Genomic DNA, 14121 nt, shown 5'->3' on the forward strand with positions numbered 1-14121 from the left:
TTTTGAAACAATTTACAACATCAGACCATGATAACTGGCTGGCCGTGGACGTTGGCCAGCCTCAGAATCATTTACCGAACAGGCTGAACAAGATTGCAGAGATAGCAATCAGGCCCATGATAACCACGAATACGTTGCTGATATGGCCGCTGTACTTACGCATCGCTGGAACTTTATGGATTGCGTACATTGGCATCAGGAACAACAGCATCGCGATGATTGGGCCACCCAAGGTTTCAATCATACCCAAAATGCTTGGGTTCATGGTTGCGACGATCCAGGTTGTTACCAGCATGAACAGGGCAGTAATACGGTTCAGTTTGTCATGATTGATAGTTTTGCCTTTGCTACGCAGAGACTTAATCATCATGCCATTAAAGCCTTCACGTGCGCCCAGATAGTGACCCAGGAAAGACTTGGTGATAGCGATAAAGGCAATAACCGGCGCCATGTAGGCAATTATTGGAGTATTAAAGTGGTTAGCCAGGTAAGACAGAATAGAAATGTTCTGGCTTTTCGCATCCGCCAGATCCGCAGGAGACAGGCTCAGTACGCAACTGAAGACGAAGAACATAACGGTGACAACCATCATGATGTGAGCAAAAGCCAAAATGCGTGAACATTTTTTCTCTGCATCTACGCCGTACTCTTCACGTTTTGATACTGCAAACGCCGAGATGATAGGGGAGTGGTTGAATGAGAACACCATGACCGGAATAACCAGCCACATGGTCATCCACAGACCGCTACCAGTACCGTTGCCGTCCATTGATACATGTTCAAATATTGCACCGGTCCAGTTAGGGATCAGGTACACAGCCAACAACATCAATGCTGCAACAAACGGGAATACCAGAATACTCATTGCTTTTACAATGGCATGCTCACCAAAACGCACGATAGTCATCAGGCCCACGATCAGAATCAGGGACAAAATAGCACGCGGTGGTGATGGCAGATGCATCTGGTGGGTAATGAAGCTATCAACGGTGTTGGTGATTGCCACACTGTATACCAATAAAATCGGGTAGATAGCGAAGAAGTAAAGCAGGGTAATCAACTTACCTGCGCCGATACCAAAGTGCTCTTCAACCACTTCAGTAATGTCTTCACCTGGGTTTTTGCCTGACAGCACAAACCGGCAGAGACCACGGTGAGCAAAGAAGGTCATCGGGAAAGCAATGATGGCCATTACAATCAGCGGCAGAAGGCCGCCGATACCGGCATTGATAGGCAGGAACAATACGCCTGCACCGATTGCAGTACCGTACAGGCCCAACATCCACATGGTGTCACTTTTACGCCATGTGCTTGATGAAACTTTTCCCGGGGAGGCAATAGTGCCTGCTTGAGTAGTGTCCATAAAGATCTCCACTGTGAACACGTTAATTTAAAATTAAGAGCCGAAAGTTAGATACCCGCTATGCATTATCGAGTTGCATAATCAGGCGAAAAATTCAGTCAAAACGATTCGTTTAAAATTGGTGCCCTGGTTATTACTTTGGTGCCGTAATCGTGCTTTATACCTAAATTGTCAAGTGCAAAATTTAACCGATATTAAGAAGATGAATTCGCGGTATCGGATATTTTTGGTGTTCTTGGAAGAACAATAGTTTTTGCTGGCGGCAAGATAGCGATTTGCAGTGAAAACTACCGTGATCATGCTCCCAAATGCTTAATAAACTCGCCGCCGATCATTTGTTACGAATTTAAAACTGATTGTTATGTAAATGTTTATGATTTATCACTAGAAATAATGAAAAGTATACTTTCCCTTCTGGCCGATAAATAAACAGACTATTCTTTATTCCTTGCTTCTTGGCGTGCAATATATTTTAACCACGCTTATGGATCTAGCGGAAATCGATTTTTTCACTGATTTATTGATGAATATCATTAGTTTAAAACAACAAAAATAATTTAACTTGTTGATTTTTAATGTTATTAAATCAATTATCATGTGATGGTGGTTTATGGATTTGATGATAAATTCAACAGGAAAATAAGAGGAAAAAAGACAATAGGCATAGTGAGGGGGAATAAGTCAGCGCATGATTATTAGTATCGAGCCCTATATTTGTCATATAAATTTTTTCTGTCACTAATTTGTCTGACAATAAACTAACGTTATTCTTTTATTTAAATGCGTTAAATGAACACTAAATGTTAAATTAATTTACCTTAAATCTTTATACTGTTGCATGTTCATTTAATAATGGAATTGTGTTTTAGAAATTTGATAGGCAAAGAGTGATTTAACCACAAATATAATATGGTTATTTAATGTTGTGCTATTCTGCTTAAATATAATCCAATTTTTACTTGATATATGCGGATAGGTTTATCGACCCGGTATTTACCGGGTTAAGATTTTTGCTATGTAATCAAGTCTAACAGTCGATTTTGATGCCATGTTGTAAAAAGAACTGGCTGAACTCGGCATCAGGCTGGCGGTCGGTGACTAACGCATCAAACAGGGTCAATGCTCCAATGCTGGCAGGTTTTATTTTACCGAACTTACTGTGGTCGGCCACCAGGATTTTCTGTTGTGATTTGGCCATAGCTCGGTGCTTTAACAGAATTTCATCGAAGTTGAAACAGGTGGCGCCATACTCAATTGAAACGCCGGCTGCGGAGATAAAAGCTTTGTTTGGGCAGGCATTGTCCAGCTCATTGTGCTGACTGATCGGTGTGAAAATATAGTTATTGGGTTTGAATTCACCACCGCACAGAATCACTTTACAGTTGGGTTTGTCTTGTAAGGAAAGAAAGGTGTTAAGGGAGTAACAAATGGCAGTAAATACCAGTTCTTCGTCTATCTCGTCGATAATAGAGGGAATTGTAGTGCCGCAGTCAAAAAAAACCGTATCATTTTCGGCGATCAACCTTGCTGCCAACTGACCAATACGGCGTTTTTCTTCCACCTGTTTGGCTTGCTGGTCAGAAACAAAATAGTTATTGGCGTTATTGCTTTTAGGGTCCATCACCACATAACCACCCAACAAAATCACGGCGGTCGGCTCGGCGCTAAGATCACGGCGAATAGTCATTTCAGAGACTCGCAGCAAATTGGCCGCGTCTTTGAGGTGGATTTTGTCGGAACGCTTTAGGGCCTGAGTAAGTTTATTGATTCGTTCTGCACGGCGGGTTTCCATAAGCTATTCCTGACAAACAATTATTAATACCATACGTTGCACTATAGTTTCTTATAATACAACGTATTGCAATAAATAAGCCCGGCAGTAGCCGGGCTGACAATCGATTCGAATCTAAACAATCGATTAATAGACTTACAATGAGTTAGTAGCTTGATGCCACGGCCTGTTGGCCCGAAACAATGGTTACACCAGAGCTGGTACCAATGCGTGTCGCCCCTGCGTTGATCATGATTTCTGCTGTCTTTTGATCACGAACTGCACCAGAGGCTTTAACGCCTATTACCGGACCAACCGTAGCACGCATCAATTTAACATGTTCTTCTTTGGCACCACCGGTGCTGAAGCCTGTTGAGGTTTTCACAAAAGCTACGTCAAGCTCACGACACATTTCACAAACTTGTACGATTTGAGCATCACTTAGCAGGCAGGTTTCTAATATTACCTTCAACGGTGTAGTGGCGCAAATATCACGTACAGCCTTAATATCGGCTTTAACTTCGGCAATTTTGCCACTTTTTAGCCAGCCAACATTGATAACCATATCAATCTCTTGCGCCCCAGCGTTGATTGCTGCCTGAGCTTCAAAGGCTTTTGCTTCAGTCAGACCCGCACCCAGTGGAAAACCAATGACTGAGCACACCTTAACCGTACTACCGGCTAACTGTTGGGCGGCGACTGGCACGTACCCAGAATTAACACATACGGCATAGAAATGATGCTGTTTAGCTTCTTCACACAGCTTGATAATTTGGGCTTCCGTGGCATCCATTGCCAATAGAGTATGGTCAATGTAATTAGCATAATTGATCGTCATGATTTTTATCCTTTTGTTCATCTGTAAGTTATCACTACTGTTATAATAGTAACATTATCAGAGGAAAACAAAGGTAATTCTCACATATTTAACTGTTTTACATTTTATTTTGTTATTTTAATTACATTTTAGCGGCTTAAATGCACCGGTAATCAATAGGTGACTTTCTTTTGTAAATTGATTTTAAAGGATTATTTTATAATGTGACTGGCGGCGGTGGATATTGCCGATCTTTTAGAGCCATCGGCAATGTGAGATTTATAACCTAGCGTGACTAGCTTCTGACCCATCCTCTACTGATAGGCAGAGCAAAACTAATACGATAAAGGCGAGTCATACCACTTGCGATAGCGTCACCGAATAAATTCCATACTAACTGTGCGAATAGGCAACCAATAATCCCTAATAAGAAGGCACCCACCATATCTAGTGGCCAATGAACACCCAGGTAAATACGTGACCATGCAATGGCGGCCGCGACGACCATCATGCTGACTGCGGACCAGAGTTTGTGCCAAAAAACAAAGGCTAAGGCAAAGGTGAAAATAGCGGTGCCGTGATCACTTGGGAAAGAGCTGTCGGGTGCATGGCTCATAAAGTTATAGCCAAAACCGACAACAAAAGGGCGATCGTGTGGGATAAGCATCCCGATGCAAGCCGCTGAAAGCATAGAGAAAACAAGAGCGATTGCTGCCTTGGTTACCACTGCTCGCTGCAAGTTAATGCTATCTTTTGGCCCCCATAGCCACAGTGCCACCAGTAACATGGGGATAATCATGATCAGGTCACGTGCGATGAAGGTCGCAAAAGAAATCATCCATGGCGGTGATGCCGGGGTCGCATTTATCATGGAAAAGAAAAAATAGTTCATTTGTTCCATTATTCAGTACCTTTATCGCGGCGGTAAAAACCGCTAATCATCCAAAACAGAGCCAACTGGCTCAGCCATACCCACCAACCCGCCCACAGGTTATGAGTAAGAAAATGTGCCCCGCGCATAATTTGACCAAACCCCATCAACATGCCAAGACCAATACCGAGCAACCAACACAGCGAAGCCAACCGAGGCCGCTCGGGGTAGAACAGGAAGAACAGTGCCATCACGGCAAAACCGCTGGATGCATGGCCACCGGGAAAACAGTGGCCGGGACCTGCACCTACAGGAGCGGTACCCATCAGCGCATAACTGATAGCTTTGCCACCGTACTCCACCAGATCCCAAGGGCAGGAGTGGGCGCTGACGGCCTTTAGCACCCCAACTACCAATGGACCGATGCCAAACAACAACATGGTCGTCACCAAGCGCCCATTACGGCGATAAATCCCCCATAACAATGCCACCACGGCAGTACTGATAATGGTTATTTTCAATAATCGGTGGTTGAGTAAATCCAGCCAGTAATTGTTTTCCCATGGAAAATTTTGCCCGACGGGATCAAACCAGTAATTACTGATAAACCAATCTAGTTGCTCGTTGTTCGACAGCCACAGAAAGAGCAATCCACAGATCACTAACCCAAAAACCTGCCAAAAATAGAAGGATAACGGCAACGAGTAAAGGGAGTTTGTCTTAATTATCTGTGCTGTTGAGGCATTATTTAATGTCGCTGGAGTGACATTGGCTTGAGAGGTAGGTTTGCTGGTCTTCACGAAGTAACCTGAAGCGGAAATAGGGAATACTAATACTGTAATAATATTGTCTTAAGAAAGCCTTAAGGGGCAGATGGCGCGATATGGACGAGAGTAGAAATAGGCAGAACTCAAATTTCAGGCAAGAAAAAACCCGATTAGTCTTGAACCTAAGAAGGCGGGACTATCGGGCTCCTCAATATGGGGACATCAAAGAAAAGCAGTGGCATTAAATCAGACCCCAGTCCAGTAAGAAAGTTCTGGGGAAATAAAAAAAGTATAAAATAATGTTTAGCTTTTTCCGCAACGGCCTTTTTAGTGTACTAGCCTAATACTCCCGGCCAGATAATAACGATCAACGAACCTGCCAATGTTAATAGTACGTTGGCGATGGCATAAGTCCCTGCGTATCCTAGTGCCGGGATGTTACTGCGGGCAGTATCGCTGATGATGTCCATGGCCGGTGCGCAAGTGCGAGCACCCATAATGGCACCAAAAAGCAGAGCACGGTTCATGCGTAATACATAAGCGCCAAAGAGAAAGCAGATGACGACTGGGACCAGACTCACGATTAGGCCAGAGATAAGCATCTGTCCACCGACCGCGCCCAAGCTGCTATTAATACCGCCACCTGCACTTAATCCGACGCCAGCCATAAAGACCATTAACCCGAACTCTTTCACCATATTCAACGCACCTTGCGGGATATAGCCAAAAGTAGGGTGGTTAGCACGTAAAAATCCGAGCATGATGCCAGCCATTAATAGGCCGGCAGCATTACCAATGCCGAAACTGAAATTACTGAATTGGAAGGTAATTAAACCAATCATCAATCCGAGAATAAAGAAGGCACAGAAAGCCAGCAGGTCGGTGACCTGACTGTGAATAGAGATAAAGCCAATTTTTTCTGCCACGCTTTTAACGCGCCGTGCATCACCGCTGACTTGCAGTACGTCGCCTTTATTCAATACTACGTTGTCATCAATCGGCATTTCAATTTGGCTGCGGATCACCCGGTTTAGGAAACAGCCGTGGTCAGTCAATTTTAAGTGGCTGAGTCGCTTTCCAACAGCATTGCTATTTTTAACCACAATTTCTTCGGTAACAATGCGCATGTCCAGCAGGTCACGGTCGAAAACTTCTTTACCGTTACGAAAACTGGGATCAAGACGGGAGTGAGCGTCAGGGTAACCGACCAGTGAAATCTCGTCTCCCACTTGCAGCACCGCATCACCATCTGGGTTGGCTAAAATACCATTGCGGCGAATACGCTCAATATAACAACCCGTCTGGCGGTAAATACCTAATTCACGTAGATTTTTACCATCTGCCCATGCCACCAGTTCCGGGCCAACCCGGTAAGCGCGAATGACAGGCAAATAGACCTTACGCTGGCTATCGGTATCCAGACCGCGCTCCCGAGCAATCTGCTGAGCACTGGTCGGTAAGTCCTGGTGTTGGAGTTTGGGCAAATAACGTGCGCCCAAAATCAGGCTCACCAGCCCGATAAGATAGGTTAGGGCGTACCCGAGGCTCAGATTATCCTGCGCGTGTTGCAACGCCGGGTTATTGGCGATGGTATGGCGCAACGTATCACCTGCACCGACCAAAACCGGTGTGGAGGTCATGGAGCCTGCCAGCATCCCGGCAGTAAGGCCAATATCCCAGCCAAATAATTTACCCAGCCCCAACGCCAGAATCATTGCGCTACTTACCATGACCAGAGCGAGCATCAGGTAGTTTTTACCGTCGCGGAAAAATATAGAGAAAAAGTTTGGACCGGCTTCAACACCGACACAAAAAATAAATAGCATAAAGCCCAGATTCAGCGCTTCAGTATTGATGGTAAAGTGCTGTTGCCCAAGCAACAGTGATACCACCAACACACCAATAGCATTACCTAATTGAATAGGGCCGAGTCGCAGTTTACCCAGGCACAACCCCAAGGCTAAAACTACGAATAACAGCAAGATGTAATTGCCGTTTAACAGATTTGCGACGTTTATATTCACGAGTATGACTTTCTATTTAGCTCGAATGACCACGATGTATACGCTCTTGGTTTAAAGGTAGAAGGGGCATTTCTTTAAACTCAGAATATTTATCGCTAAACAGCACATAAAGGCAGGCGATAGTGGGAGTTATTCTAATCTGTCTGCTGCGAGACAGCCAGTAATAAGCAGGAAGTTTGGTCTCGCTAGAAGGATATGCTTTGTTACCAATTATAGATGGGCTTATATGTTGTTTGTAGGTCGCTTCGTCTGGTTTCCTGAGGCGGTTTTTACTGTGTGGTACTAGAGTCCCAGCAATAAAAAAAGGGCGCTAAGCACCCTTTTTCGAATAAAACCAAATAATATTGGCGAGGAAACGCTCTGTGCGGCTGACCAGATTACTGGAATAGGCTCAGATTTTCTTTAGCGTATGCTTCAAAATCTGTGCAACCGCCAATGTGTTTCTCATCAATGAAGATTTGCGGTACGGTTTCTACCGGTTTGCCGACGGTTTTTTCCAAATCAGCTTTGGTGATACCTTCCGCATGAATATCGATGTAACGGAATTTAAAATCGTCGCGTTCAGTTTCCAGTTTTTCTGCCAGTTCTTTAGCACGGACACAATAAGGACATCCAGGACGCCCGAAAATCACAGCAAACATGTAAAACTCCTTAATTAAATTGAGCTATCCCCGCCATTTCTCAAACAGGGGTAATCACTTCGCCAACAGCTCTTTCTATCTTCAACTGTTAAATGACTTCTAGCGCATTACTCACTCTTACTGCGGTCTACTATGCCCTTTGACGCGGTGAAAAAAAAGCAGGATTTGCCTGTTAGTTTGATTAATCGTACCTATTTGCTTATCGGTACTGTTACAAGTTGTGGGGATTCAATACACTGTATAAACGCTTATGCAGAGCCTATCGGAGGTAAAGATGCGCTCGTTAGGAGATATGCCCCGCATTGTGATTATTTCAGAAGTGCTGGGGATGCTGTTACTGGTTGTTGCCTACCTAAGTATTAATGGCTACTTGTCATTATCTGGTTCAATGGGAACACCAGCTGTCGCCATTATTATGATTTTTGTCGGGATTGGCCTGATGCTCCCTGCCGCTGCGTGTATTGTTTGGCGCGTAGCGAGTGGTTTTGGCCCACTATTAGGTAGCGCCGATAGAATATCAAGGCCGCCATCCAACAAAGAATCAGAGGCAGAGCAGAGCAAAAAGGATAATAAACCCGATCAGGATAATGACTGAGTCTTTATAAGGGCATTAAATTTGTCGGTATTGATCATAGCACTGTCGGTTAATATTCCGTAAGCTATGCCACTTTTCGTCTTATGAGAATCGTGAGGTAGGTAGTTATGGATTCACTCATCGTCCCGGATTTAGCCTTATTACGGCGTTGGCTGGATCAACTCGGTATCTCATTTTTTGAGTGCGACTCCTGTCAGGCGCTGCATTTGCCGCATATGCAGAACTTTGAGGGCGTGTTTGATGCCAAAGTTGATTTGGTTGATAACATCATCTTGTTCTCGGCGCTGGCTGAAGTCAGGCCGACGGCCCTTATCCCGTTAGTCGCGGATCTGAGTCAAATAAATGCCAGCTCGCTGACGGTTAAAGCCTTTATCGATATTCAGGATGATAATTTGCCGAAATTGATTGTCTGCCAGTCACTGACGGTAGAAGTGGGTGTCACATTTGCTCAATTTGGCTATTTTATGCAGCAGTGTGAAGAGCAGATTTCGATGATCATTCTGGAAGCGCGTGCCAATGATTTACTGTTTATTGGCAACAGTGACGACGATGAATCGCTACAGACGGCGACGGCTTATCCGGTTATCCACTAATATCCCTTCATTAAATGTGCCGCTGATAGCGGTGGCACACTGTTATTTCCCCTGTAAACCATAAGATATTCTGCTTTTTACCCTACTTTGCCAGATATTTATCGCCGTTTATGCCATTAGTGGCGCATTACATAGATAGAATGTGCATAAAAAATCGATAAAAGGCGTTTTTTACCCTAGAGTATGGTACGGATTGCCAAGTGCGGTTATGCTGCTGTTTCTGCAAAGGGCATAATATTCCTCCGCCTAAACAGTGATTATTCTTACTAGGTGAATAATCACTCACCGTGCATAGTCATGCATCTGGTGCAGGTGGCAATAGCACTCGGCAGGGCAAAGGTGTTGTATCCTAGCGGATACAAATTTAGCGCACGACTTCACCCCCTATTCTGGAGGAGTTAACGGATGTTCACCCATCGTAAAAAGTGGTTATCGGGTGTTGCTGCTGGCTTATTAATGGCCGCGTCCGTCTCAGCATCTGCTGAGGAAAAAACACTGCACGTTTACAACTGGTCCGATTATATCGCACCCGATACGCTGGCTAATTTCCAAAAGGAAACCGGCATTAAGGTTGTCTATGATGTGTTTGACTCCAACGAGGTGTTGGAAGGTAAGTTGATGGCCGGGAGTACCGGGTTTGATTTAGTGGTGCCATCAGCTAGTTTCCTTGAGCGCCAATTGTCTGCGGGTGTCTTTAAGCCGTTAGATAAAAGTAAGCTACCTAATTATAAAAATCTCGATCCTGAGTTGTTGGCGCTGGTCAGCAAACACGACCCAGAAAATAAATATGCTATTCCTTATTTGTGGGCGACAACAGGTATCGGCTATAACGTCGAGAAAGTGAAAGCTGCTCTGGGGAAAGATGCGCCAGTAAACAGTTGGGATCTGGTACTGAAACCTGAAAATCTTGAGAAGTTGAAAAGTTGCGGTGTCTCTTTCCTGGATGCACCAAGTGAGATCTTTGCAACTGTACTCAATTACTTAGGTAAAGACCCAAACAGTATTCAGGCGACCGACTACACCGGTCCTGCCACTGAATTGTTGCTGAAACTGCGGCCGAACATCCGTTACTTCCACTCTTCACAATATATTAATGATCTGGCAAATGGTGACATCTGCGTCGCTGTCGGTTGGGCCGGTGACATCATGCAGGCGTCTAATCGGGCCAAAGAAGCGAAAAATGGCGTGAATGTGGCCTACAGCATTCCGAAGGAAGGCGCATTAGCGTTCTTTGATGTGTTTGCGATGCCATCTGATGCTAAAAATCAGGATGAAGCCTATCAGTTCCTGAATTACCTGATGCGCCCTGATGTGATTGCTAATATCAGTAATCATGTGTTCTATGCCAACGCCAACAAAGCGGCAACGCCATTGGTAAATGCAGAAGTACGTGATAACCCTGGTATTTATCCGCCAGCGGATGTGCGCGCCAAAATGTTCACGCTGAAAGTACAAGACCCGAAAATTGATCGTGTGATCACCCGGGCTTGGACAAAAGTGAAAAGTGGTAAATAACCCATTGGTGTGAATCAGTAGCTTGCGCTCAACGCGTGGCTGATATCACATTGATGGAAAGTGAAATGAACGAGGGTAGGGGCAGGGAGTTTATCTTCCTGTTCCTGTTTTTTATTGTGCCGCACCTTAAATGCGGCCTGTTCTGCTTTTACGGAGAGCACGCTGAGTGAATGATGTAATTCCCCGCCCGCAGCCAAAATCCCAGAAGGTGTTTACACCCTTGTTGGAGATCCGCAACTTAACCAAGTCATTTGATGGTCAGGCCGCGGTAGATGACGTCAATCTGACTATCTACAAAGGTGAGATTTTTGCGCTGTTAGGGGCTTCAGGCTGTGGTAAATCCACCCTGTTGCGGATGCTGGCCGGTTTTGAGCAGCCGACTCAGGGGCAGATAGTGCTCGATGGGCAGGACTTGTCTCATGTGCCGCCGTATCAGCGCCCGATCAATATGATGTTCCAGTCTTATGCGTTATTTCCCCATATGACGGTTGAGCAAAATATCGCGTTTGGCTTGAAGCAAGACAAGTTACCTGCTGATGAGATCAAAAGCCGCGTCGCAGAGATGCTGACATTGGTGCACATGCAAGAGTTTGCTAAGCGTAAACCACACCAACTCTCTGGCGGGCAGCGTCAGCGCGTGGCTCTGGCCCGTAGCTTGGCCAAACGGCCAAAACTGCTGTTGCTGGATGAACCCATGGGGGCGTTGGATAAAAAGCTGCGTGATCGGATGCAACTGGAAGTGGTTGATATCCTGGAGCGGGTGGGGGCGACCTGTGTGATGGTTACCCATGACCAGGAAGAAGCGATGACGATGGCCGGGCGCATCGCCATTATGAACCGTGGCAAGTTTGTGCAAATTGGCGAACCGGAAGAGATTTATGAACATCCGAACAGTAGATTCAGCGCTGAATTTATCGGCTCGGTGAATGTATTTGAGGGAGTACTAAAAGAGCGGCTGGATGATGCATTGGTGATTGACAGCCCCGGTCTGCGCCATCCATTGAAAGTGGATTCTGATGCCTCGGTGGTAGACGGTGTCCCGGTATTTGTGGCTCTGCGCCCGGAAAAAGTGATGTTGTGTGAACAAGTGCCAGAAGATGGCTGCAACTTCGCGGTCGGTGAAGTGGTACACATTGCTTATCTGGGGGATTTATCCATTTATCATGTGAAGTTACACAGCGGGCAGATGCTGAGTGCACAGCTACAAAATGGTCATCGCTACCGTAAAGGGATGCCAACATGGGGCGATGAAGTGCAATTATGTTGGGATGCTGACAGTTGCGTGGTTTTGGGTAATTAAGAGCCTTGGGGAGTTAATATCGTGATGTCTAAATCTACCCGTGGGGCAGCAGAACCACCGACCCGTACTGTCGGGCCGATTAAGGCTTTTGTCCAGCGTTACCAAATGGCGCATGGCCGTAAACTGGTTATTGCCATGCCTTATTTGTGGCTATTTCTGTTGTTTATGTTGCCGTTCCTGATTGTATTCAAAATCAGTCTGGCCGAGATGGCGCGCGCCGTACCCCCTTATACCGATCTGGTTACCTGGCTGGACGGCAAGTTGGATATCTCGCTCAATCTTGGTAACTATCTGCAACTGCTCGATGATCCGCTGTATATCGATGCTTACCTGCAATCATTGCAAGTGGCTGCGGTGTCGACGCTATGCTGCCTGATTATCGGCTATCCATTGGCTTGGGCGATTGCACACAGTAAATCATCCACTCGTAATATCTTATTGCTGTTGGTGATTTTACCTTCATGGACCTCATTCCTCATTCGGGTTTATGCCTGGATGGGTATTCTGAAAAACAATGGAATCTTGAATAATTTCCTGATGTGGGCCGGGATTATTGATCAACCGCTGATTATTCTGCACACCAATCTGGCGGTATACATTGGTGTGGTCTATTCCTATCTGCCATTCATGGTACTGCCAATCTATACTGCGCTGACCCGACTGGATTATTCGTTGGTGGAGGCGGCGCTGGATCTGGGGGCCAAGCCATTTAAGACCTTTATCAGTGTCATTGTGCCATTGACCAAAGGTGGCATTGTTGCCGGTTCCATGTTGGTGTTTATCCCTGCGGTGGGTGAGTTTGTTATCCCTGAACTGCTCGGTGGGCCGGACAGCATTATGATTGGTCGTATTTTGTGGCAAGAGTTCTTTAACAATCGCGATTGGCCGGTTGCCTCGGCGGTTGCGACGGTGATGTTAGTGCTGCTGATTGTGCCGATACTCTGGTTCCACAAGCATCAGAATAAAGAGATAGGAGGCCCGGTATGAATAACCTACCGGAAGTACGTTCGGTCTGGCGTCGGGTGATCCTTATTGTCGGTTATACCTTCTTGTATGCGCCGATGTTGATGCTGGTTATCTACTCATTTAACAGCTCTAAACTGGTAACCGTATGGGCGGGGTGGTCAACCCGTTGGTATACAGAGCTATTTAATGATTCAGCGATGATATCTGCCGTTGGCCTGAGTCTGACTATTGCCGCCGCCTCCGCCACGATGGCGGTGGTTCTGGGGACAATAGCCGCGGTGGTGATGGTGCGTTTTGGCCGTTTTCGCGGTTCAACCGGTTTTGCTTTTATGCTGACAGCGCCGTTGGTGATGCCCGATGTGATTACCGGTTTATCATTGCTACTGCTGTTTGTTGCTATGGGGCATGCTATCGGTTGGCCAGCAGAGCGCGGCATGTTCACCATCTGGCTGGCGCACGTCACCTTCTGTACTGCCTATGTGACGGTAGTGATAAGTTCTCGTCTGCGTGAGCTGGACCGTTCTATTGAAGAAGCCGCCATGGATTTGGGGGCCACACCACTGAAAGTGTTCTTCGTGATTACCGTGCCGATGATTGCACCGGCATTAATCTCCGGCTGGTTATTGGCCTTTACTTTATCGCTGGACGATTTAGTGATTGCCAGCTTTGTTGCCGGCCCAGGGGCGACAACCTTGCCGATGCTGGTCTTTTCTAGTGTGCGGATGGGGGTTAATCCAGAGATTAATGCCCTTGCCACACTTATCTTGCTGGTGGTTGGGATAATCGGTTTAATCGCGTGGTGGTTTATGTCCCGTTCGGAAAAGCAGCGGTTGCGTGAATTACGAAAAGCTGCCCGTAGCTGATTGCCGTTAAAACTGTTAGGCTTCATTCTGCTTTA

The 14121-nt window shown here is 45.9% G+C and carries 13 protein-coding genes; 6 read left to right on the forward strand and 7 right to left on the reverse strand.

Annotated elements, in window-relative coordinates:
- Positions 1 to 67: 67 nt before the first annotated feature.
- From A6J66_002720 to A6J66_002750, 7 genes are all read right to left on the reverse strand, one after another.
- The gene (locus A6J66_002720) at positions 68 to 1363 is read right to left on the reverse strand and encodes an HAAAP family serine/threonine permease (GenBank protein ID PNM23197.1); all 1296 of its coding nucleotides are present in this window, start codon (positions 1361 to 1363) and stop codon (positions 68 to 70) included.
- A 1027-nt stretch (positions 1364 to 2390) separates the two neighbouring features.
- Complete coding sequence (locus A6J66_002725; protein ID PNM23198.1) at positions 2391 to 3155, reverse strand: DNA-binding transcriptional repressor DeoR; 765 nt, start codon at positions 3153 to 3155, stop codon at positions 2391 to 2393.
- Between the two features lie 145 nt (positions 3156 to 3300).
- Positions 3301 to 3972, reverse strand: coding sequence for a deoxyribose-phosphate aldolase (locus A6J66_002730; protein ID PNM23199.1), 672 nt, complete (start codon positions 3970 to 3972; stop codon positions 3301 to 3303).
- A gap of 274 nt (positions 3973 to 4246) precedes the next feature.
- Positions 4247 to 4843, reverse strand: coding sequence for an undecaprenyl-diphosphate phosphatase (locus tag A6J66_002735; GenBank protein PNM26872.1), 597 nt, complete (start codon positions 4841 to 4843; stop codon positions 4247 to 4249).
- A gap of 8 nt (positions 4844 to 4851) precedes the next feature.
- Positions 4852 to 5622 (reverse strand): phosphatase PAP2 family protein, encoded by a 771-nt coding sequence (locus A6J66_002740; GenBank protein ID PNM23200.1) that lies wholly within the window; start codon positions 5620 to 5622, stop codon positions 4852 to 4854.
- Positions 5623 to 5924: 302 nt separating this feature from the next.
- A complete protein-coding gene (locus A6J66_002745; protein PNM23201.1) occupies positions 5925 to 7613 on the reverse strand; it encodes a transporter in 1689 nt (562 codons plus the stop codon).
- Positions 7614 to 7990: 377 nt separating this feature from the next.
- Entirely contained in the window at positions 7991 to 8254 is a 264-nt protein-coding gene (locus tag A6J66_002750) for a glutaredoxin, GrxA family (GenBank protein ID PNM23202.1), read from the reverse strand.
- Positions 8255 to 8528: 274 nt separating this feature from the next.
- Here A6J66_002750 and A6J66_002755 point away from each other — a divergent pair, with 274 nt between their 5' ends.
- From A6J66_002755 to A6J66_002780, 6 genes are all read left to right on the forward strand, one after another.
- The gene (locus tag A6J66_002755) at positions 8529 to 8849 is read left to right on the forward strand and encodes a hypothetical protein (protein ID PNM23203.1); all 321 of its coding nucleotides are present in this window, start codon (positions 8529 to 8531) and stop codon (positions 8847 to 8849) included.
- A gap of 107 nt (positions 8850 to 8956) precedes the next feature.
- Positions 8957 to 9442: a YbjN domain-containing protein gene (locus A6J66_002760; protein ID PNM23204.1), complete on the forward strand. Its 486-nt coding sequence runs from the start codon at positions 8957 to 8959 to the stop codon at positions 9440 to 9442.
- A 405-nt stretch (positions 9443 to 9847) separates the two neighbouring features.
- A complete protein-coding gene (locus A6J66_002765) occupies positions 9848 to 10957 on the forward strand; it encodes a spermidine/putrescine ABC transporter substrate-binding protein PotF (protein ID PNM23205.1) in 1110 nt (369 codons plus the stop codon).
- Between the two features lie 166 nt (positions 10958 to 11123).
- A complete protein-coding gene (gene potG, locus A6J66_002770; GenBank protein ID PNM23206.1) occupies positions 11124 to 12257 on the forward strand; it encodes an ABC transporter ATP-binding protein in 1134 nt (377 codons plus the stop codon).
- 21 nt (positions 12258 to 12278) lie between these two features.
- Positions 12279 to 13244, forward strand: coding sequence for a putrescine ABC transporter permease PotH (locus tag A6J66_002775; GenBank protein PNM23207.1), 966 nt, complete (start codon positions 12279 to 12281; stop codon positions 13242 to 13244).
- The gene (locus A6J66_002780) at positions 13241 to 14086 is read left to right on the forward strand and encodes a putrescine ABC transporter permease PotI (GenBank protein ID PNM23208.1); all 846 of its coding nucleotides are present in this window, start codon (positions 13241 to 13243) and stop codon (positions 14084 to 14086) included. The genes A6J66_002775 and A6J66_002780 overlap by 4 nt, the downstream gene beginning before the upstream one ends.
- The last annotated feature ends 35 nt before the right edge of the window (positions 14087 to 14121 follow it).

This window comes from Yersinia enterocolitica, assembly GCA_002082245.2.
Taxonomy (GTDB): Bacteria; Pseudomonadota; Gammaproteobacteria; order Enterobacterales; family Enterobacteriaceae; genus Yersinia; species Yersinia enterocolitica_E.

What these genes read in the sequence shown, in the direction of transcription:
- A6J66_002720 (PNM23197.1), bottom strand. Translation starts at nt 1,363, where the DNA reads ATGGACACTACTCAAGCAGGCACTATTGCCTCCCCGGGAAAAGTTTCA.
- A6J66_002725 (PNM23198.1), bottom strand. Translation starts at nt 3,155, where the DNA reads ATGGAAACCCGCCGTGCAGAACGAATCAATAAACTTACTCAGGCCCTA.
- A6J66_002730 (PNM23199.1), bottom strand. Translation starts at nt 3,972, where the DNA reads ATGACGATCAATTATGCTAATTACATTGACCATACTCTATTGGCAATG.
- A6J66_002735 (PNM26872.1), bottom strand. Translation starts at nt 4,843, where the DNA reads ATGAACTATTTTTTCTTTTCCATGATAAATGCGACCCCGGCATCACCG.
- A6J66_002750 (PNM23202.1), bottom strand. Translation starts at nt 8,254, where the DNA reads ATGTTTGCTGTGATTTTCGGGCGTCCTGGATGTCCTTATTGTGTCCGT.
- A6J66_002755 (PNM23203.1), top strand. Translation starts at nt 8,529, where the DNA reads ATGCGCTCGTTAGGAGATATGCCCCGCATTGTGATTATTTCAGAAGTG.
- A6J66_002760 (PNM23204.1), top strand. Translation starts at nt 8,957, where the DNA reads ATGGATTCACTCATCGTCCCGGATTTAGCCTTATTACGGCGTTGGCTG.
- A6J66_002765 (PNM23205.1), top strand. Translation starts at nt 9,848, where the DNA reads ATGTTCACCCATCGTAAAAAGTGGTTATCGGGTGTTGCTGCTGGCTTA.
- A6J66_002780 (PNM23208.1), top strand. Translation starts at nt 13,241, where the DNA reads ATGAATAACCTACCGGAAGTACGTTCGGTCTGGCGTCGGGTGATCCTT.